Raw genomic sequence first — 19,988 nt, forward strand, 5'->3', positions numbered from 1 at the left:
CGAGCCTAAGCGCCCGGCAGGATCAGCTTTCCAGTGAGATCCCGTTCGACCGGGCCGTGTGCGATCACCGCCGAGAGCGGCAGATCCGCGTAGATATGCGGGAACAGCGCGCCGCCGCGCGAGACTTCCCACTTCACCGATTCGCCCAGGGCCGTCAGGTCCACGGCGGCGATGCCGAGGCCGGTCTGACCCGCGAAATGCTTGTCCAGCGTCTCCTGGGCCTGATCGGCAGTGGACATGTGGATATAGCCATCGGCCAGATCGATCGGCGCTCCATTGAAAGTCCCGTCGGAGAGCAGCGTTTGCAGCTGCTCTCCGGTCAGGATCTTGTAGGCGACGCTATCGCTCATGCTTCGCCGTCCGGCGAGCCGGTTTCGTCTGAAGACGCATCTACCGACGGAGCGGCAGGCGCTTCGCCTTCAACGGCGACGATTTCGGCTTCTTCTTCTTCTTCGGCAGGCTCATCGAGGCGCACGGCGCTGACAACGTGTTCGTTGTTCGAGACGTTGAAAAGGCGCACGCCCGCCGAGCCGCGACCGATTACGCGCAGCGATTCGAGGGGCAGGCGAATCAGCTTGGCCTGGTCGGTCACCAGCATAAGCTGGTCGGCGCGGGTGGCCGGGAAGCTGGCGACGACCGGACCGTTACGGCCGATGTTGTCGATATTGGTGATGCCCTGGCCGCCGCGGCCGGTGCGGCGGTACTCGTAGGCCGAGGACAGCTTGCCGTAACCGTTGGCGCAGACCGTGAGAATGAACTGCTCCTTCTCCGCGAGGTACGCGAAGCGATCGTCATCCAGCGGATTTTCTCCGTCCTTCTCGCCCTTCCAGGGCGCGAAGCGGAGATAGGCGTCGCGCTCGTCCTGATCCGTCACGCCCACGCGGTGCAGGATCGACAGCGAGATGACCTCGTCGCCGTCCTTCAGGCTCATCGCCTTGACGCCGGTGGAGGTGCGGCTTGCGAATTCGCGAACGAGATCGCCGGCGAAGCGGATGGCCTTGCCCTGGCGGCTTGCCAGCAGGACGTCGTCCGAATGGCTGAGCAGCGCGACGCCGATCAGGCGATCCTCGCTGTCCTCGTCGAACTTCATCGCGAACTTGCCGTTCGAAGGAATGTTCGCGAAGGCATCCATCGAGTTGCGGCGGACATTGCCCTTCGCCGTCGCGAAGACGACCGAGAGCTTGCTCCATTCCTTCTCGTCTTCGGGAAGCGCGAGAACGGTCTGGATCGTCTCGTCCTTGTCCAGCGAGGGCAGGAGGTTGACGATCGGGCGGCCACGCGTGGTCGGGCCGCCTTCGGGCAGCTTGTAGACCTTGAGGCGATAGACCTTCCCGGCGGTGGAGAAGAACAGCACCGGATTGTGCGTGGAGGTGACGAACATCGTGGTGACGACGTCCTCGTCCTTCGTCGCCATGCCCGCGCGGCCCTTGCCGCCGCGTGCCTGCGCGCGGAAGGTGGAGAGCGGCGTGCGCTTGATGTAGCCGTCCATGGTCACCGTGACGACCATGTCCTCGCGTTCGATGAGGTCTTCGTCCTCAATGCCTTCGGCGGCGCCGGTGAGCTGCGAGACGCGCGGCGTGGCGTAGAGTTCGCGCACGACCACGAGTTCCTCGCGCATGACGCCGTAGAGCTTCACGCGGTCGGACAGGATCGAGAGATATTCCTCGATCGCGGCGGCAAGCTGCTTGAGCTCGTCGCCGATCTCGTCGCGGCCCAGCGCCGTCAGGCGATGCAGGCGCAAGTCGAGAATGGCCTTCACCTGGACCTCGGAAAGGCGATAGGTGCCGCCTTCCTGTTCGGCGTCGGGCTCGATCGCCTCGACCAGGCGGATATAGGGCGCGATGTCCCCGATCGGCCATTCCTTGGCGATCAGTCGTGCGCGGGCTTCGGCCGGGTTCGGCGCGCCGCGGATGATCTTCACCACTTCGTCGAGGTTCGAGACCGCCACGACGAGGCCGAGCAAGATATGGGCCCGGTCGCGCGCCTTGTTCAGTTCGAACTTGGTGCGGCGGGTGATGACCTCTTCGCGGAACTGGATGAAGGCCTGGATGATGTCCCGCAGGCTCATCGTCTCGGGACGGCCGCCCCGGATCGCTAGCATGTTTGCGGCGAAGTTCGACTGGGCGGGCGTGTTGCGCCAGATCTGGTTCAGCACGACTTCCGGCGTGGCATCGCGCTTGAGATCCACGACGACGCGCACGCCTTCGCGGTTCGATTCGTCACGGATGTCCGAGATGCCTTCGATCCGCTTTTCCTTGGCGGCTTCGGCGATCTTCTCGACGAGGTTGGACTTGCCGACCTGGTAGGGAATCGAGGTGAGGACGATCGAGCGGCGGTCTCCGCGTCCTTCCTCGATCTCGTGGCGGCAGCGCATGATGATCGAGCCGCGGCCCGTCATGTAGGCGTTGCGCGCGCCGCCCTGGCCGAGGATCAGCGGACCGGTGGGGAAATCGGGTGCCGGGATGATCTGGATCAGTTCCTCGACCGTGATGGCCGGGTTCTCGATCATGGCAAGGCAGCCGTCGATCACTTCGCCCAGGTTGTGGGGCGGAATATTGGTGGCCATGCCGACGGCAATGCCGCCCGCGCCGTTGACCAGCAGGTTCGGGAAGCGCGCGGGAAGCACGGTCGGCTCGCTTTCGGAGCCGTCGTAGTTGTCCGCGAAATCGACGGTATTCTTGTCGATGTCCGACAGAAGCTCGTTCGCCACCTTGTCGAGGCGGGCTTCCGTGTAACGCATGGCGGCCGGCGGATCGGGGTCCATCGAACCGAAGTTGCCCTGGCCGTCGATCAGCGGCAGGCGCATGGACCACGGCTGCGTCAGGCGCGCCAGGGCATCGTAGATCGCGCTGTCGCCATGGGGGTGATACTTACCCATGACGTCGCCGACGATGCGGCTCGACTTGCGGTAGGGACGACCGGCGACGTAGCCCGCTTCCTGGCAGGCATAGAGAATGCGGCGGTGGACCGGCTTGAGGCCGTCGCGCACGTCGGGCAGGGCGCGGCTCACGATCACGCTCATCGCGTAATCGAGGTAGCTCGTCTTCATCTCATCGACGATGTCGATGCGGGTATATTCGCCTTCGGGACCGATGTGCTCGGGGCCGTTCATGTCGGTGTCGTCGCTCACGCGCTGGATCGTTCGTTGCTGCGGGACAAAGGGTGATGGATCGCCCTAGGACATGCGCCGGGGGAAAGCCACACGATCCGATGAGGCTGCGAAGGCCTTGCGTGGATTTTTCCACACTTATGGGTCGAAGGGAGGCGGCCTGCCGCTCTGGTGCGATGGCTTGCGTGAGGCCTGCGTGCGGGAAGGAACCCGGAAGGCTGCGGCGAATTGCATTCAAACAGCGTTAAGTGGCGCAATCCTAATGCCGGGTCGAGGTTGCCAAGCCGGCGTTTCGCCGCCACACCGGCAACACCGAATTCCGGGAGTCACGCGTTCGCGCGTGTCTCCCACCTGTTTTGATGAGGAGTGGCCTGAATGGCTCGCAAGTTCCTGATTTCCCGTATCGCCCTGGCCGTTGCCATGACCGGCGGAATCGCTGCCGCGGCGGCGCCGACGATGGTCGTCGCCAAAGAAAAGGAGAAGGCGCCCGCCAAGGCTTCGTTCTCCAAGGAATATGCCGCCGTTGCCGCTCCGGTCGACAAGGCGATCGCGGATGCCAAGGCCAATGCCGCGGTCCAGGCCGCTTCGCAGAAGGCCCAGGCCGCCAAGACCGATGCCGAGAAGCAGGCTGCCCGCGCCGAAGTGGATGCCGCGATGGGCGGCGTTCTCGCGCAGCTTCAGACTGCGGAAGCCCAGGCCACCCAGCCGTTCGACAAGCTGAAGCAGGGCGAGATGACCCGCAACGTCGGCGTTCTGATGAATGACCCGGCCATGCAGCACAAGGGTCTCGTCATGATGCTCGACAGCGGCCAGACCAGCCCTGAATCGCTGGGCCAGGTTCAGTACCTCGCCGGTGTCACCGCCTATCAGAGCGAGAAGTACGACGTGGCTGCGCGCTACCTGCAGCAGTCGTTCGACGGCGGCTATCGCGACACCCAGAACATGATCCAGCCGCTGCTGGCCGACTCGTACAAGCGGTCGAACAACCCGCAGGCGGCGCTGGCAATGGTCCAGAAGGAACTGGAAGCCGCCAAGGCCAACGGCACCAAGCCCGCCGAAACCTCGATCCGCAGCGCGCTTCAGGCTTCCTACGACGCCAAGCAGCTGGCGCCGTCGACCGAATATGCCGCGATGCTTGCCCAGTACTATCCGAGCCCGGCGACCTGGAACATCTCGATTTCGATCGTGCGCCAGCTGGCCTCGCTCCAGAACGCCGAGAACCTCGATCTCATGCGCCTGATGAACGTCACTGGCGCGATGAAGGACAAGCGCGATTATCTGGAATATCTCCAGAACGTCGATCCGCGCGCTTTCCCGGGTGAAGCGGTCAAGATCATGGACCAGGGCCTCAGCAAGAACCTGCTGACCCAGGCCGAAGTCGGCCCGGACCGCGCGAACAGCGCCGGCCGCGTCTCGGCCGACAAGGCCTCGCTGCCCGCCACCGAGCGTGATGCCATGAAGCCTGCCGCCACCGCCGCGCAGGTGACCGGTGCCGCCGACGTCTTCTTGAGCTACGACGAGTTCGCCAAGGCGGAAACGCTTTACAAGGCGGCCCTCGGCAAGCCGGGTGTCGATGCCAACAAGGCCAACTTGCGCCTCGGCATGGCCCAGGCGATGCAGGGCAAGTCCGCCGATGCCCAGGCGACGCTCGCCAAGGTCACCGGTACGCGCGCGCCCGTCGCCAAGCTCTGGGCCGCCTATGCGCTCAGCAAGGGCACGCCTGCTACCTGAGCTTTCGGGAGCCTGAAATAGAAAGGGCGGCGGGGAAACCCGCCGCCCTTTTCTTGTGTGAGGGACGGACCGGAGCGTTGGCGTCGCTCCGGCCTTGCGACGTCAGGAAGCCGGTGCGAATTCGCCGGTGGTTTCGTCCATCAGGTGCAGCTGACCATCGGAAATGGCGAAGAATGCGCCGCGCAGCTTGAGGTCGCCGTTCTTCACCTTGCTGCGCACGCACGGGAAGGTCATCAGGTTCTCAAGGCTGACGCGGACTGCCGCCTGCTCCATCTGGCGCTCGGCGGGACGGCCGCTCGTGCCGAATTCCGCAGCGACGGGGGCGCGGGCTTCGTCCAACATCGAGATCCAGTCGGCGATGAAGCCGCCCTGTCCGGGTTCGGCGCCGTGCAGTTCCTGGGTGAGCGCGGCCTTGCAGCCACCGCACATGCCGTGGCCCATGACCACGACTTCCTTGACCTTCAGGACCTGCACCGCGAATTCCAGTGCGGCGGAGACGCCGTGATGGCCGGGCGTGGTCTCGAAGGGGGGGACGAGGGCGGCGACGTTGCGAACCACGAAGATTTCGCCGGGATCGACGTCGAAGATCTGCGAGGGATCGACGCGGCTGTCCGAACAGGCCACGATCATCACTTCGGGCTGCTGGCCTTCGCTGAGGCGCTCCCAGCGCTCGCGGTTCGGGCTCCATCCGCTGGAACGGAAGCGACGGTAGCCTTCGAGAAGATTATCGAGGACGCGTTGTTCAGATTGCGGGGCGCTGGAATCGGTCATGGTTTGCCTCCATTGAAACGCACGCAACCCTTAGTCAGGATATTCGCACTGGCAAGCGGCAGCGCTTGCGACTATCTGGACGCCATGAACGATCTTTCCTCCGTGCCGAGCCCAGAGCAGAAGCCCGAACGTCAGCGCAAGCCCGACTGGATCCGCGTCAAGGCGCCGACCAGCAAGGGATACGGCGAAACGCGCCAGTTGATGCGGGATCTCAAGCTCAACACGGTGTGCGAGGAAGCGGCCTGTCCGAACATCGGTGAGTGCTGGACCAAGAAGCACGCGACCGTGATGATTCTCGGCGACACCTGCACCCGCGCCTGCGCCTTCTGCAATGTGAAGACCGGCATGCCCGGCCGCGTCGATCCTTCCGAACCGGAACATGTCGCCGAACTGGCGCTGAAGACGGGTCTGGAGCACATCGTCATCACTTCGGTAGACCGCGACGACCTGCCGGACGGCGGCGCAAACCAGTTCGTGAAGGTGATCCAGGCCCTGCGCGCGGCCACGCCTTCGACCACGATCGAGATTCTCACGCCCGACTTCCGCGGCAAGATGCGCCGTGCGGTCGAGGCGATCGTCGAGGCCGGGCCGGACGTCTACAACCACAACCTCGAAACGGTTCCCCGGCTCTATCCGACCATCCGCCCCGGTGCGCGTTATTATGCCTCGTTGCGCCTGCTGGAAGAAGTGAAGGCCCACAATCCGCTGATCTTCACGAAGTCCGGCGTGATGCTGGGCCTTGGCGAGGAGCGTCTCGAAGTCCATCAGGTGATGGACGACATGCGCTGCGCCGACATCGATTTCCTGACCATGGGCCAGTACCTGCGCCCGACGCCCAAGCATGCCGAGGTCAAGGAATTCGTCACGCCCAAGGCCTTCGACGCTTACGGCGCCATCGCGCGTGCCAAGGGCTTCCTTCAGGTCGCATCCTCGCCGCTGACGCGTTCGAGCTATCATGCCGGCAAGGACTTCGCCGAAATGCGCGCCGCGCGTGAAGCGAAGCTTGCCAAGATGGCTCCCGGGGCCGCGCCGAAAGCCTGACGCATGCCCGGAATTCACGAGACCCAGCGGCTGCACTACAGCGCCGAGCAGATGTTCGATCTTGTTGCGGACGTCGGCCGTTACCAGGAATTTCTGCCCTGGGTGGTCGCCACCCGCGTCAAGTCCGACAGCGAGACCGAGATGGTTGCCGACATGCTGGTAGGCTTCAAGGCGCTGCGCGAGAAGTTCACCTCCCGCGTGGAGAAGGTCCGCCCACGCGAGATCAAGGTCCACTATGTCGACGGTCCGATGAAGGACTTGCACAACCACTGGATCTTCCATCCCGTGGATGCGCATAGCTGCGACATCGAATTCGACGTGCGCTTCAGCTTCCGCAACGCCCTGTTCGAGAAGCTGGCCGGTCAGTATTTCGACAAGGCGTTCCGCAAGATGGTCGCGGCTTTCGAGACGCGCGCGCACGAGCTTTACGGCGAGCCGGTCTGATCCGTCGTCCCGGACTTTATCCGGGACCGCTATCGATCTTGAGGCGCTCGTTCGCGAGCAAGGCGCGGCGAGGCCAGCGGTCCCGGATCAAGTCCGGGACGACGGACAACAAATCACCGGATCAATCCGCGTAAGCGGGCAATTCCGTTCCCGGCAGCAGCAGCTCAAGCGCAACTACCGCCGCATGGTGGCGGATTTCCGCGCGGTTGGCGCCTGCGATCAGCTTCTGCTCCGCATGGACTTCCTCCTCGCCGCGATGGGCGCGGGCGAAGACGACCGTGCCAACCGGCTTGAGTTCGCTGCCGCCATCCGGCCCGGCAATACCGCTGATCGCCACGGCGACGTCGGCGCGGCTATGCGCGATCGCGCCCTGGGCCATGGCCCAGGCCGTTGCGGGTGAAACCGCGCCGAGCGTGTCGATGATGTCCGAAGGAACGCCGAGCAGTTCCTGCTTGGATTCGTTCGAATACGTCACGAAACCGCGGTCGAGTACGGCGGACGATCCCGCCACTTCGGTCAGTGCCGCGCAGACGAGTCCGCCCGTGCAGCTTTCCGCCAGCGCCACTTTACGCCCGATTGCCTTGTTCTCGGCAATCACCCTTGCGGCAAGGTCGTAGAGGTCCTGCGGGAAGAGAATGTTGTCGGGCATGTCAGTCCTTGCAGAGAGTGAAGCCGCCGAGCTTCGCCTTGCCCGGGGCGACTTCATCGGCCTTGGAGGTCGCTTCGATGAGCAGCGCGATCAGGCCTGCGGTATTCTCGGGCGGGAGAGGGCTGAGCAGGTCGAGCGCAAGGTCGACCTTGTCGCAGGACTTCAGCGGAAGTTCTTGGGAAACCAGCCCTTCCACGGTGATGTCCACCAGCGGGCGGAGCGATTCGTCGGGCAGGTTGCGCGCGAACTGGCCGACTTGCGCGTCCTTGCTCTGACCGAGTTTCAGGAATGCGGCCTTGGCCTCCGGCCAGTAGCGGGCCTTCTGCGAGGCATAGCGGCTGACAAGCTCTGCGCCATGGGTCCGCAGGAACGAATCGCTGGGCAGGACTTGCGCACAGCGCTTGCTGGTGCCGGAAATGACTTGCGGCAGCGCATATCCGAACAGCGACCGAGCCTCCGCCTTGGTCAGGCAGGACTGCTGAGCGCTGGCGACGCCGGGCAGCACGGCCAGCGCCGAGGCGAGGGTGAGGCCGATGGTCTTGCGCAGGGTGGGCATGAAAACGGGCATTCTCGTCTCCTCAGATCCTTGCCAGGCTGACGGCGGCCTGACAGGCGATTCCTTCTGCCCTGCCGGTGAAACCCAGCTTTTCGGTCGTGGTTGCCTTCACGCTGATCAGCGAGGGATCCACGCCTAGAATCTCCGCGAGGCGCAGGCGCATGGCTTCCCGGTGCGGGCCGATCTTGGGGGCCTCGCAGATGATCGTGATATCGGCATTGCCCAGCGCATAGCCAGCCTCGTCGATGAGCTTGCCGGCGTGGACCAGGAACTGGTCCGACGAGGCGCCTTTCCAGCGCAAGTCGCTCGGCGGGAAGTGCTGGCCGATGTCCCCCTTGCCGACTGCGCCGAGCATGGCATCGACGAGCGCGTGAATGGCGACGTCCGCGTCGCTGTGGCCGGAAAGACCGTGGGTATGCTCGATCCTCACGCCGCAGAGCCAGAGCTCCTCGCCTTCCTCAAGGCGGTGGACGTCATAGCCGGTGCCCACCCGGATCGGCGGGGCAGCAGGGCTGAAATCCGAGGCATAAGTCAGCTTGTGCAAGGCTTCGTCTCCTTCGACGAGCGCGATTTCCATTCCGGCGGCCCGGGCCACCTGGGCGTCGTCTCCGGCATTGGTCGCGCCGTCCCAGGCGCGGTGAGCGGCAAGGATTTCGGCAAAGCGAAAGGCCTGGGGTGTCTGGACCCGGCGAAGATCCTCCCGCCTCGCAGGCGCGCCCATCACTTCGGCGCCCGCCTTCCGCTCCGCATGGGCCAGGCTGTCCGCTACAGGCAGCACCGGAATCGCACCCTCGCGAACGGAGAGCGCTGCGAGCAGGCGGTCGATCACAAGGGCTGGAAGCATGGGGCGGGCAGCATCGTGGATCAGTACGAGATCCGGCGTCGTGCTGACCAGCACTTCCAGTCCCAGCCTGACCGATTCCTGCCGCGTTTCGCCGCCGTTCGTGAACTGGACGCCCGCGATGCCCGCAAGCGCAGCGGCCGCGATCTCTTCCGCGCCTTGCGGAATGACCACCAGGATCGGGGCGATCCCGGCCCGGGCCAGTGCCTCGACCGAATGGCGGACGACAGGCTTGCCGCGCCAGGACGCGAACTGCTTGGGAATGGGCTGACCGGCGCGCAGTCCCTTGCCTGCTGCCACCACGATGGCGGCGGCGGATGGGGTGCGGGCGGGACGCGGGCGCGTTTCTGACAGGTCTTGCGACATTGTCGTTGCCGGTAATCGCTTGCCGAGACGAGGGCAATCCACTATGCGCTGCCTGTTTTTTAGGCACATCTCGTTTCTTAGGCAATTATCGGTTCGCGCAATGAAGACTCTGCCCACTCCTCCGGCTCTGAAGCCGATCCAGGTCGGTCCCGTCACGATCGACTGTCCGGTCGTGCTGGCGCCGATGACGGGCGTGTCGGACCTGCCGTTCCGCCGGATGGTGCGTGGCTTCGGTTCCGGCCTCAACGTCACCGAGATGATCGCCAGCCCTGCCGCAATTCGCGAAACGCGCGTATCGATCCAGAAGGCCATGTGGGACCAGATCGAGGATCCGGTGTCCATGCAGCTGGTCGGCTGCGAGCCGGAGCAGATGGCCGAGGCTGCGAAGCTGGTAGAGGATCGCGGCGCCGCGATCATCGACATCAACATGGGCTGCCCGGTCCGCAAGGTCGTGAACGGCGATGCGGGCTCCGCGCTGATGCGCGACGTGCCGCTGGCCACCCGCCTGATCGAGGCGACGGTGAAGGCGGTGAGAGTGCCGGTCACCGTCAAGATGCGCATGGGCTGGTGCCACGACAGCCTCAATGCGCCCGAACTCGCCCGCATTGCCGAGGATCTCGGCGCGCAGATGATCACCGTTCATGGCCGCACTCGCAACCAGATGTACAAGGGCTCGGCCGACTGGGCCTTCGTGCGCGGGGTCAAGGACGCGGTCTCGATCCCGGTGATCGTCAACGGAGACATCCTGGATATCGAAGATGCCGCCAGTGCGCTGGAGCAGTCCGGCGCCGATGGTCTGATGATCGGGCGCGGCGCTTACGGAAAGCCCTGGATTCTCGCCAAGGTCATGCAGTGGTGGCGCGGCAACGGCCTGATGGCGGAACCGGACTTCGGCCAGCAATACGAGATCATCCGCGAGCATTACGAGGACATGATCTCGCACTACGGCCGCGATACCGGTGTCAAGATGGCCCGCAAGCACCTGGGCTGGTACGTCAAGGGCATCAAGGGCTCGGCCGAGTTCCGCAATCGCGTGAACTTCGTCGACAACGCAGAGGACGTGCTGCGCTCGCTGGCGGAATTCTACGCGCCCTATCGCGACGGCGGTTCCGAGGCAGAGGGCAACGCGCCCGCATCGGCAGACCGTCAGGCTGCATGAGCCTTGCGCCGCACACGGCCCTTCCTGCAGCCTCGCGCCTGATCGCGAGCCTGCCGCAGGCGGTCGTGTTGCTGGAACCTGGCCTCCGCATCGCCTCGCTCAATCCCGCGGCCGAGCAGTTCTTCGGCCAGTCCTTGCGCCTGCTGGTCGGCACGCCCTTGCAGGACATCCTGAGCTTCTCCGACCGGCGCCTGCGTAACCGGCTCGACGACTACGAAACGCCCGTTTCGGCCCGCGAAGTGATGGTCACGCTCAAGGGCAAGGGTGTGCGCCGCCTCGACATCAATGTCGCGCCTGTTGCGGACACACCGGGCTGGCAGGTGCTGACGATCCACGACAATACCGCTACCGAAGCGCTCGGTGACGATTCCGGGGGCCCCGATAACGCGGTGCTACGCGGCCCCGAGATCATGGCGCACGAGATCAAGAACCCGCTCGCCGGTATTCGCGGCGCGGCGCAGTTGCTTGCGCGCAAGGTCGAGGACAAGGACCGGGCCCTGACCGAGCTGATCACGCTGGAAGTGGACCGGATCGCCAACCTGATCGACCAGATGCAGAAGCTGAGCCGCCGCACCACAGCGCCGGTCGAGGCCTGCAATCTCCACGAGGCCGCGCGCCGCGCGCTCGACGTGCTCTCGGCCGCGAATGGCGAAGCACCGCCCCGCGCCAAACTGGTCGAGGAATTCGATCCCTCGCTCCCCTCGGTCCTGGGCAGCCCCGATGCGCTCGTTCAGGTCATCATCAACCTCATCGCTAACGCTCTTGAGGCGTGTGGCAGCGAGGAAGCGCCGCGCGTTTCGATCCGTACGCGCTTCGCCAGCGGGCTTCAGCTCCATACGAGCGATTCGGGCGAGCCGGTGAGGCTTCCGGTCGAACTGCGCGTGACGGACAACGGCCCTGGCGTCGATCCCGCCATGCGCGATCATATCTTCGAGCCTTTCGTCACCACCAAGAAATCGGGGCAGGGCCTTGGCCTTCCGCTCGTTCGCAAGCTCGTGCGGGACATGAACGGGCGCATCACCCATGAGCGGGACGAGGAGGGCGGCCTTACGCACTTCCGTGTCCACCTGCCGCTGGCGCGCGAAACCCGCGGCCGTACATCCAGAAGGAGACCGGCGGCGTGAGCGTGCTGCTTGTCGAAGACGATCTCTCCATCGCCATCGTCATTACCGCTGCCCTGGAAGCCGAGGGGTTCAGCGTCGTTCACTGCCAGTCGATCGCGGAGCGTGACCGGCTGCTGGGCGAGGGCGCTTATCAGGCCCTCGTGACCGACGTGATGCTGCCGGACGGCGACGGGATCGAGACGATCGACCGTGTGCGGGCACGGCATCCGGCTTTGCCGATCGTCATCCTGTCGGCCCAGAACACGCTCGATACTGCGGTACGGGCGACCGATACCGGCGCCTTCGAGTATTTTCCCAAGCCTTTCGATATCGACGAGCTGGCCCGGACGGTGCGCCAGGCGGCAGGCGCGGGGCAGGGTGTCGATCTCGGCGGCGAGGAACCGCTGGGTGATGGCCTGCCGCTGGTCGGGCGCAGTACGGCGATGCAGACCGTGTTCCGCATGATCACGCGCGTCCTGCGCAACGACCTGACCGTGCTGATCCTGGGCGAATCGGGCACCGGCAAGGAGCTGGTGGCGGAAGCGGTCCACGATCTCGGCCATCGGCGGACGGGGCCTTTCATCGCCGTGAACACGGCCGCGATCCCAGCGGACCTTATCGAAAGCGAACTGTTCGGGCACGAGAAGGGTGCCTTCACCGGCGCCGTCGCCCGCCATCTGGGCAAATTCGAGCAGGCCGCCGGTGGGACCCTGTTCCTCGACGAGATCGGCGACATGCCGATGCAGGCGCAGACCCGTCTACTGCGCGCGCTCCAGTCCGGCACCGTGCGCCGGGTGGGTGGACGCGACGAGATCAGGCTGGACGTGCGCATCATTGCCGCGACCAACAAGGACCTCGAACCGGAAATCGCCGCCGGACGGTTCCGTGAAGATCTCTATTATCGCCTCAACGTCGTGCCGATCCATATGCCGCCGCTGCGGGACCGGCGCGACGATATCGAGGTGCTGGCCCGGCATTTCCTTCAGCTTGCCGCCAATGAAGGGCTCCCCCGCCGCCAACTGACCGCCGAAGCGGCCGATCTCCTGAGTCGACAGCCATGGCGCGGGAACGTGCGCGAACTGAAGAACTTCATTTACCGCCTCGCCCTTCTGGCGCGGGAAGATGCGATCGACCCGGATAGCATCCTGCCCCTGCTGGCGGTGGAGACTGCTCCGGCGTCATCGGAGGAAGCCAGCGGCGATCTGTCGCAGGCGGTCATGCGGTGGCTGGCGGAGGAGCGTCCTGCCAGCGGCACGATCTATCAGGCCGCGGCGGCCGCATTCGAACGGCCTCTCTTCGCCGAAGTGCTGAGGGAAACGGGCGGAAATCAGCTGAGGGCCGCGCAGGCTCTCGGGATAAATCGCAACACCTTGCGCAAGCGCCTGAGCGAACTGGCGCTCGATCCCGAGGAATTCACTCGTCGATCATGATCCGGTCTTGATGGATTTACTCTTGCAAAGTGGCAACACGGGCGTTGTAACGGTGCAACGATGAGCGAGACATTGGTCCACAAACGCGCCTGGCCGCGCTGGTGGCGGCGCATGCAGGTTGCTGCACGCCGCGCGAATTTCTTCGCGATCATGGAAGTGCTTTCGATCGCGGCCTTCCTGATCATGACCACAATCACCTGGATCGCGGTCAACTCGCGCGACAAGGGGCAGCTCCTGCCCTCGAACCTCACCGCGACGCTGCTGGTCGGCACGCTGGTTCCCGCGATGGCAATCCTGGTCCTGCTCGGCCGCCGCATGGCCTTGCGACGGGCGGCGGAGAATATCGGCGGCACCGGCCAGATGCACGTCCGCCTGGTGTTCATCTTCTCGCTGATTGCCGCGGTGCCGACCCTGCTGGTGGTGGTGTTTGCCTCGTGGTTGTTCCAGTCCGGCGTCGAGTTCTGGTTTTCCGATTCCTCTCGCGGACTGCTCGAAAACGCCAACAAGCTGGCGCGGGGATACTACGAGCAGACGCAGCGCGACGTGGGCTACGAATCGGCGTCCATGGCCGTGGACACGAAAAAGGTCCTTTCCGAAAACCCGGTGGCGAGCGAGCGTTTCACGCGTTTCTTCGCAGATCAGGTCTACCGGCGAAACCTGTCCGTCGCGGCCATTATCCAGATAGCCAGCGACGGGACCCAGCGAACGCCGATCATCGTCGATCCCGAAGGCAAGACCGAGGACAAGCGGATCACGCCTCAAATGGAGGACAGCCTTAAAAAGGGCGACCAACTGGTGGTCACCTCGAACAACGACCGCATCGTGGCGGTCGTGCCGATCGATAACGACGCGGGCGTCTACCTCTATGCCGCGCGCAGTTCGGATCTGCTTGCGCTCAGCCAGGGTCAGCGCGCCGAGAACATCGTCCAGGCCTATGAAGTGCTGACCAATCGCGCGCGCGTTCTGCAATTGCGGTTCAACGTCGCGCTGTTCATCGCCTCACTGGCGCTCGTTGGGCTGGCGGTATGGTTCGCGCTGCGTTTCGCTGACCGGCAGGTCAAGCCGCTCTACGAACTGGTCGATGCGGCGCGCCGGGTCGGCAGCGGCAATTTCGCGCTGCGGATCGAAGGGCGGACGGGCGCCGACGAGATCGGCCTGCTCAACCGCGCCTTCAACCGCATGACCGCGCAGATCGAGAAGCAGACCCAGGCGCTGCTCGGCGCCAACCGCCAGCTTCACGAGCGCCGCGTCTTCATCGAAGCCGTGCTGGAATCGGTGACCTCCGGCATCATCTCGCTGGATACGGCGGGGCGCATCCTGCTGATGAACAGCACGGCGCAGAAGTTGCTGACGGTAAGAGCCGAACTTCCCGAGGATATGCCGCTGGAAGATCTTGCACCGCAGCTTGCGGCCCTGATCGATCAGGGCAGCTCTGGCGGCCTGGTGCAATACAACCGCAGCGGGGATCTGCTGACTTTCGCCGTCAAGGTGAGCCGCGACGCGACCGGCTATGTCATCACTTTCGAGGATATCACGCGTCAGCTTCTCGACCAGCGCACCGCTGCCTGGTCCGACGTGGCGCGCCGTATCGCGCACGAGATCAAGAACCCGCTGACGCCGATCCAGCTTGCCACCGAACGCCTCAGCCGCCGCTATCGCAAGCAGATCGTGGACAACCCTGAACTGTTCGAGGACCTGACCCGCACGATCATCCGCCAGGTCGGCGAACTGCGCAAGATGGTCGACGAGTTCTCCTCCTTCGCACGGCTGCCCAAGCCTGTGTTCCGTTCGGAAGACCCGGTTGCGCTCACGCGGCAGGCGCTGTTCCTGCAGGAAGTGGCGCGGCCGGATATCGGTTTCCGCTTCGAAAGCGATCCGGCAATCGGCGCGATCGACTGCGATCGTCATCAATACGGGCAGGCGATGACGAACGTGCTCAAGAACGCCGTCGAAGCGATCGAGGCAAAAGCCAAGGAAGCCGATGCCGACTATCGCGGCACGATCGCCGTCGCGGTGGAAGCGCTTCCCGAGGCGATCCTCGTCAGCATAGCCGATAACGGAATCGGTCTTTCGCAGGATCGCGAGCGGATCATCGAGCCCTACGTCACCACGCGTGAAAAGGGCACCGGGCTCGGCCTCGCCATCGTCAACAAGATCATCGAGGAACACGGCGGCGAAATGCTGTTCATGCCGACCCCCGGCGGCGGCACTACCGTAACCATGCGCTTCGCTACTGATCCGCTAGCCCATGCCCGCAAGCAGGAGGCCGCCGAATGATGCCGGCCCGTCGCAACCTGCTTTCCCTGTCCAACACCCTCACCAAGAAGACAAAGTCATGGCTCTCGAAATCCTGATCGTCGACGACGAACGCGACATCCGTGAACTGGTCGCAGGCGTCCTGAGCGACGAAGGCTACGAATGCCGCACCGCCGGAGACAGCGAGGCCGCGCTTGCCGCGATCGATGCCCGCCGCCCGTCGCTGGTGCTGCTGGATGTGTGGCTTCACGGCAGCCCGATGGACGGGTTGGAAGTGCTGGATGCGATCAAGGCGCGTGAACCCGAATTGCCGGTGATCATCTTCTCCGGCCACGGCAACATCGATACGGCAGTTGCCGCGATCAGCCGCGGCGCCGTGGACTTCATCGAAAAACCGTTCGAGGCCGAAAAGTTGCTCCACCTCGTCGGTCGCGCTACGGAAACCGAGCGCCTTCGCCGTGAGAACGCCCAGCTTCGCCATGATTTCTCTACCGGAGAGGAATTCACGGGATCGAGCGGGGCGATCAACCAGGTTCGCGCGACGCTCAAGCGCGTGGCCAATACCGGAAGCCGCCTGCTCATCACCGGCCCGGCAGGGTCCGGCAAGGAAGTTGCCGCGCGTCTGCTGCACGCCTGGAGCCCGCGTGCCGGGAACGCCTTCGTCAGCGTCAATTCCGCGCGGATCACGCCCGAGCGCTTCGAGCAGGAACTTTTCGGCGAGGAATCGGACGGCGCGCTGATCCGGCCAGGATTGCTGGAGACTGCGGACAGCGGCACGCTCTATTTCGACGAAGTGGCGGACATGCCGCTTTCGACGCAGGCCCGCATCCTGCGTGTATTAACGGACCAGGCTTTCGTCCGCGTCGGCGGCACGCGCCAGATCCGCGTCGACGTGCGCGTCGTCTCGTCGACTTCGCGAGATCTCGAAAAGGAGATCGCAGAGCGGCGTTTTCGCGAGGACCTGTTCTACCGCCTCAACGTCGTTCCCGTGACGATCCCCGCGCTTCGCGAGCGGCGCGACGACATTCCGGCGCTTATCGATCATTTCTTCGCGCGTTATGCCAACGAGCAGGGCGTTTCGCCGCCGCAAGTGAGCGCGGAAGCCATGACGGCGCTTCAGGCTTATGAGTGGCCGGGCAACGTGCGCCAGCTTCGCAATGTCGTCGAGCGCACGGTGATCATGGCCCCGCGCGAGAAGCTCGCCCGTATCGAGGCCGACATGCTGCCGCCGGAAATCTTCAACAGCCGCGGCAATGGCGACACCGGCGTCACGGTGATGATGAGCGCGCCCTTGCGTGAAGCGCGGGAGAGTTTCGAGCGTGAGTACTTGCGGGTGCAGATCCGCCGCTTCTCCGGGAATATTTCGAAGACGGCGTCCTTCATCGGCATGGAACGCTCGGCGCTTCATCGCAAGCTCAAGCTGCTGGGCATGGCCGACCGCCGCGAAGGCGATGAAGGTGAGGAACCAGCCTGACGAATCCCGGGAAAATCGAGGTTTTCCATATCATTAAAAAGCGTTATCGAGCGGCAGGATTTTCGCTTTTTGCGAACCTGTCACAAGAATGCTACATTTTTCGCGTTTACTGCACTGCAGCAAGTCGGTAGATTCCGATTCGAGAACGGTCTCGGGAAGTTCCGAAGGCCAGATCGCGGACCGCAAAGCGGCCGCCAAAAAGAAGGAGAAATGATATGGCCGGCCGTACGCTGACCGCTCGTCCGCGAACCACGTCCCCCGAGGCCGAAACCGAAGCCGAAGCACCCGCCGCTGGTGCAGTGGCGCCGCCGCCGATCTCCGCCGGAACTTCGGCAGGGAAGGGGCAGAACCTTCAGGACCAGTTCCTCAACCTGCTGCGCAAGAACAAGACGCCGGTGACCATGTTCCTGGTCAAGGGCGTGAAGCTGCAGGGCATCGTTACCTGGTTCGACAATTTCTCCATTCTTCTGCGCCGCGACGGCCAGTCGCAACTCGTCTACAAGCACGCGATCTCGACGATCATGCCTTCGACCCCGGTCGATGCGCGCCAGTTCTCGAGCGGTGCTGACAATGGCAAGAAGACGCGCGTGCTGCAGGACGTGTTCCTTTCCAGCATCCGCAACGCAGGCGTTCAGGTAACCATGTTCCTGATCAACGGTGTGATGCTTCAGGGCCGCGTCGCCGCTTACGACCTGTTCTGCATGCTGCTGGAGCGCGAAGGCTACGTCCAGCTTGCCTACAAGCATGCCGTTTCGACGATTCAGCCCGTGACTCCGGTCGATCTTCAGGCGCATGAAGAAGCCGAAGACTGAGACCATTCGGAAGCTGAACTGATTTGAACGACGAACTCAAGGGCGAGGTCACGCGCGGTGCGCGTGCCCTCGTCGTCTATCCGCAGATGCGTGGGAGAGGGGATCTCGATCCCGAAGCGCGTCTCGAAGAGGCCAGGGGCCTTGCACTGGCAATTGGTCTCGTCGTGGCGGAAGCCGTGGCGATACCGATCCGTGAACCAAGGGCGGGCACGCTCTTCGGCGAAGGCCAGATCCAGAACATCTCCGTAGCCTGCGAGCTTAACGAGGCCGAGCTGATCATCGTCGACGGCTCGCTGTCGGCTATCCAGCAGCGCAATCTTGAGGAAAAGCTCAAGCGCAAGGTCATCGACCGTACCGGGCTGATCCTCGAAATCTTCGGCGAACGCGCAGCGACCGTCGAGGGCCGCCTGCAGGTCGAACTCGCGCATCTGGACTACCAGGCGGGCCGCCTCGTGCGCAGCTGGACCCACCTTGAGCGTCAGCGCGGCGGCTTCGGCTTCCTGGGCGGTCCGGGTGAAACGCAGATCGAGGCGGATCGCCGCATGATCCGCGACCGGATGGCCAAGATCCGGCGCGAGCTGGAGCAGGTCCGCCGCACCCGCGGCCTGCACCGCGATCGCCGCGAGAAGGCGCCTTGGCCTATCGTCGCCCTTGTGGGCTACACGAATGCCGGAAAATCGACGCTTTTTAACCGTTTGACCGGCGCGGAAGTCATGGCGGAAGATCTGCTTTTCGCCACGCTCGATCCGACCATGCGTGCCATTCGCCTGCCTGCGGTCGAAAAGGCGATCCTTTCAGACACCGTGGGCTTCATTTCCGATCTTCCGACCCAGCTCGTCGCCGCATTCCGGGCGACGCTGGAGGAAGTGAATGCGGCCGACGTCATCCTCCACGTCCGCGACATCGCCAATCCCGACACCGAATCGCAGAAGCGACAGGTTCTGGAAGTGCTGGCGGACCTCGGTGTCATCGGCGATGCGGATGACGAAACCGATGATCAGGATGCCGCTCGTTCGATCCCGATCATCGAGGTCTGGAACAAGTGGGACCTGCTCAATCCGACGCAGGCCGAAGAGATGCGCGAAGCCATGGCGCAGCGCTCGGACGAGATCATCGTGCCCGCTTCGGCGCGAACCGGCATGGGCTGCGATTTCCTGCTGGAAACCGTCGGTGCCACACTGACTGAGGGCGCCAAGGTCTACACTTTCGTGATTCCGGCGGCTGACGGCCAGCGCATCGCCTTCCTGCACGCGCGCGGCGAAGTTCTCTCGGAAGAAGATGCGGGCGAGGGCGAGGAGGGGCCTTTGCTGCGGCTTCAGGTCCGGCTCGCCGAACGCGAACTAGGCCGTTTCAGCGCGCTCTGAGGCCTTAACCGCCTGCCAATAGGCCTCCTGCTCTTCGAGCGGGAGGCCGTCAAACTTCCTGCCGTCGTGCGCAGCGAAGGCTTCCATGGCGCGGAAACGGCGTTCGAACTTGGCATTGGCTGCACGCAAGGCATCCTCAGGCGCAATTCCATTGAGGCGCACAAGATTGACCGCTGCGAACAGCAGGTCGCCGGCTTCTTCCAGCTTTTCGGCTTCCGTTGCCTCCGCCAGTTCCTGCATTTCCTCGCGCACCTTTTCGGCGGCGCCGCTCGGATCGGGCCAGTCGAAACCGACCTGTGCAGCACGCTTCTGGAGCTTTTCGGCACGCATCAGGGCTGGCAGTGAAATCGCCACACCGTCAACGGCGCTCGTTTCGCCCTTGGCGCGTCGTTCGTCGGCCTTGACCTTCTCCCACCGCTCGGTCTGGGCATCGGTAGTGGTGTCATCGCCGAAGATGTGAGGGTGGCGGGCTTCCAGCTTGTTGGAGATCGCTTCGGCTACGTCGCCGAATGCGAAATGACCGTCTTCTTCGGCCATGCGGGCATGGAACACGACTTGGAGGAGCAGGTCTCCCAGTTCGTCACGCAGGCTGACCAGATCCTCGCGCGCGATCGCGTCTGCTACTTCGTAGGCTTCCTCGATCGTGTAAGGCGCGATCGACGCGAAGTTCTGCGCGATATCCCATTCGCAACCGGAAACGGGATCGCGCAGCCGCGCCATGATGGACAGAAGACGATCGAGTTGCTGATGGCGAACTGTGGTCATTGTTCCTGCTATTTAGAGAAGACACCTATTCCCGCCAGTTAGAGATGTCACCCTCGGATGCAGCAGGGGCAGCGCGTAGCCCTGCGACCTTGCGCAGCGCTGACCCTGCTGGTGCGC

At 64.2% G+C, this 19,988-nt stretch carries 17 protein-coding genes; 10 read left to right on the plus strand and 7 right to left on the minus strand.

Annotated features, from left to right (window positions below; all coding sequences use genetic code 11):
* Nucleotides 1-5 precede the first annotated feature (5 nt).
* Together NTCA1_RS02935 and gyrA are read right to left on the minus strand one after the other, a co-directional pair.
* Complete coding sequence (locus NTCA1_RS02935; protein ID WP_159828076.1) at nucleotides 6-350, minus strand: DUF952 domain-containing protein; 345 nt, start codon at nucleotides 348-350, stop codon at nucleotides 6-8.
* Nucleotides 347-3,112, minus strand: coding sequence for a DNA gyrase subunit A (gyrA, locus tag NTCA1_RS02940; RefSeq protein WP_159828303.1), 2,766 nt, complete (start codon nucleotides 3,110-3,112; stop codon nucleotides 347-349). Before gyrA ends, NTCA1_RS02935 begins: the two co-directional genes overlap by 4 nt.
* Before the next feature lie 372 nt (nucleotides 3,113-3,484).
* On the opposite strand from gyrA, the gene NTCA1_RS02945 reads away from it, so the two are divergent.
* Complete coding sequence (locus tag NTCA1_RS02945; protein ID WP_159828079.1) at nucleotides 3,485-4,840, plus strand: hypothetical protein; 1,356 nt, start codon at nucleotides 3,485-3,487, stop codon at nucleotides 4,838-4,840.
* A gap of 102 nt (nucleotides 4,841-4,942) precedes the next feature.
* Here NTCA1_RS02945 and NTCA1_RS02950 read toward each other — a convergent pair whose 3' ends face one another.
* Nucleotides 4,943-5,611 (minus strand): carbonic anhydrase, encoded by a 669-nt coding sequence (locus NTCA1_RS02950; RefSeq protein ID WP_159828082.1) that lies wholly within the window; start codon nucleotides 5,609-5,611, stop codon nucleotides 4,943-4,945.
* A gap of 84 nt (nucleotides 5,612-5,695) precedes the next feature.
* Between NTCA1_RS02950 and lipA the strand changes: the two genes are divergently transcribed.
* Together lipA and NTCA1_RS02960 are read left to right on the plus strand one after the other, a co-directional pair.
* Nucleotides 5,696-6,652, plus strand: a complete 957-nt coding sequence (lipA, locus tag NTCA1_RS02955) for a lipoyl synthase (protein ID WP_133084282.1) — start codon at nucleotides 5,696-5,698, stop codon at nucleotides 6,650-6,652.
* Between the two features lie 3 nt (nucleotides 6,653-6,655).
* The gene (locus tag NTCA1_RS02960; protein WP_086493250.1) at nucleotides 6,656-7,096 is read left to right on the plus strand and encodes a type II toxin-antitoxin system RatA family toxin; all 441 of its coding nucleotides are present in this window, start codon (nucleotides 6,656-6,658) and stop codon (nucleotides 7,094-7,096) included.
* A gap of 121 nt (nucleotides 7,097-7,217) precedes the next feature.
* Here NTCA1_RS02960 and NTCA1_RS02965 read toward each other — a convergent pair whose 3' ends face one another.
* From NTCA1_RS02965 to NTCA1_RS02975, 3 genes are read right to left on the minus strand one after another with little or no spacing between them, the layout of a single operon-like run.
* A complete protein-coding gene (locus tag NTCA1_RS02965) occupies nucleotides 7,218-7,745 on the minus strand; it encodes a CinA family protein (protein ID WP_159828085.1) in 528 nt (175 codons plus the stop codon).
* Nucleotide 7,746: 1 nt separating this feature from the next.
* Nucleotides 7,747-8,313 (minus strand): hypothetical protein, encoded by a 567-nt coding sequence (locus NTCA1_RS02970; protein WP_236549059.1) that lies wholly within the window; start codon nucleotides 8,311-8,313, stop codon nucleotides 7,747-7,749.
* Nucleotides 8,314-8,323: 10 nt separating this feature from the next.
* A complete protein-coding gene (locus NTCA1_RS02975) occupies nucleotides 8,324-9,508 on the minus strand; it encodes a bifunctional 2-C-methyl-D-erythritol 4-phosphate cytidylyltransferase/2-C-methyl-D-erythritol 2,4-cyclodiphosphate synthase (RefSeq protein ID WP_159828088.1) in 1,185 nt (394 codons plus the stop codon).
* Between the two features lie 100 nt (nucleotides 9,509-9,608).
* Between NTCA1_RS02975 and dusB the strand changes: the two genes are divergently transcribed.
* From dusB to hflX, 7 genes are all read left to right on the plus strand, one after another.
* A complete protein-coding gene (dusB, locus tag NTCA1_RS02980) occupies nucleotides 9,609-10,667 on the plus strand; it encodes a tRNA dihydrouridine synthase DusB (RefSeq protein WP_159828091.1) in 1,059 nt (352 codons plus the stop codon).
* A complete protein-coding gene (locus tag NTCA1_RS02985; protein ID WP_086493254.1) occupies nucleotides 10,664-11,791 on the plus strand; it encodes a nitrogen regulation protein NR(II) in 1,128 nt (375 codons plus the stop codon). The genes dusB and NTCA1_RS02985 overlap by 4 nt, the downstream gene beginning before the upstream one ends.
* Nucleotides 11,788-13,200 carry a sigma-54 dependent transcriptional regulator gene (locus tag NTCA1_RS02990; protein WP_159828094.1) on the plus strand — a complete coding sequence of 471 codons (1,413 nt, stop codon included), beginning with the start codon at nucleotides 11,788-11,790 and terminating at the stop codon, nucleotides 13,198-13,200. The genes NTCA1_RS02985 and NTCA1_RS02990 overlap by 4 nt, the downstream gene beginning before the upstream one ends.
* Nucleotides 13,201-13,311: 111 nt before the next feature.
* The gene (locus NTCA1_RS02995) at nucleotides 13,312-15,477 is read left to right on the plus strand and encodes an ATP-binding protein (RefSeq protein WP_086493284.1); all 2,166 of its coding nucleotides are present in this window, start codon (nucleotides 13,312-13,314) and stop codon (nucleotides 15,475-15,477) included.
* A gap of 58 nt (nucleotides 15,478-15,535) precedes the next feature.
* Nucleotides 15,536-16,930: a sigma-54 dependent transcriptional regulator gene (locus NTCA1_RS03000; RefSeq protein ID WP_086493256.1), complete on the plus strand. Its 1,395-nt coding sequence runs from the start codon at nucleotides 15,536-15,538 to the stop codon at nucleotides 16,928-16,930.
* A gap of 215 nt (nucleotides 16,931-17,145) precedes the next feature.
* Nucleotides 17,146-17,742 (plus strand): RNA chaperone Hfq, encoded by a 597-nt coding sequence (hfq, locus tag NTCA1_RS03005; RefSeq protein ID WP_086493257.1) that lies wholly within the window; start codon nucleotides 17,146-17,148, stop codon nucleotides 17,740-17,742.
* Nucleotides 17,743-17,765: 23 nt separating this feature from the next.
* Entirely contained in the window at nucleotides 17,766-19,106 is a 1,341-nt protein-coding gene (hflX, locus tag NTCA1_RS03010) for a GTPase HflX (protein ID WP_159828097.1), read from the plus strand.
* Here hflX and mazG read toward each other — a convergent pair.
* Nucleotides 19,083-19,871 carry a nucleoside triphosphate pyrophosphohydrolase gene (mazG, locus tag NTCA1_RS03015; protein WP_159828100.1) on the minus strand — a complete coding sequence of 263 codons (789 nt, stop codon included), beginning with the start codon at nucleotides 19,869-19,871 and terminating at the stop codon, nucleotides 19,083-19,085. The genes hflX and mazG overlap by 24 nt on opposite strands.
* Between the last annotated feature and the right edge of the window lie 117 nt (nucleotides 19,872-19,988).

This window comes from Novosphingobium sp. TCA1 (assembly GCF_009811895.1).
Lineage (GTDB): Bacteria > Pseudomonadota > Alphaproteobacteria > Sphingomonadales > Sphingomonadaceae > Novosphingobium > Novosphingobium panipatense_A.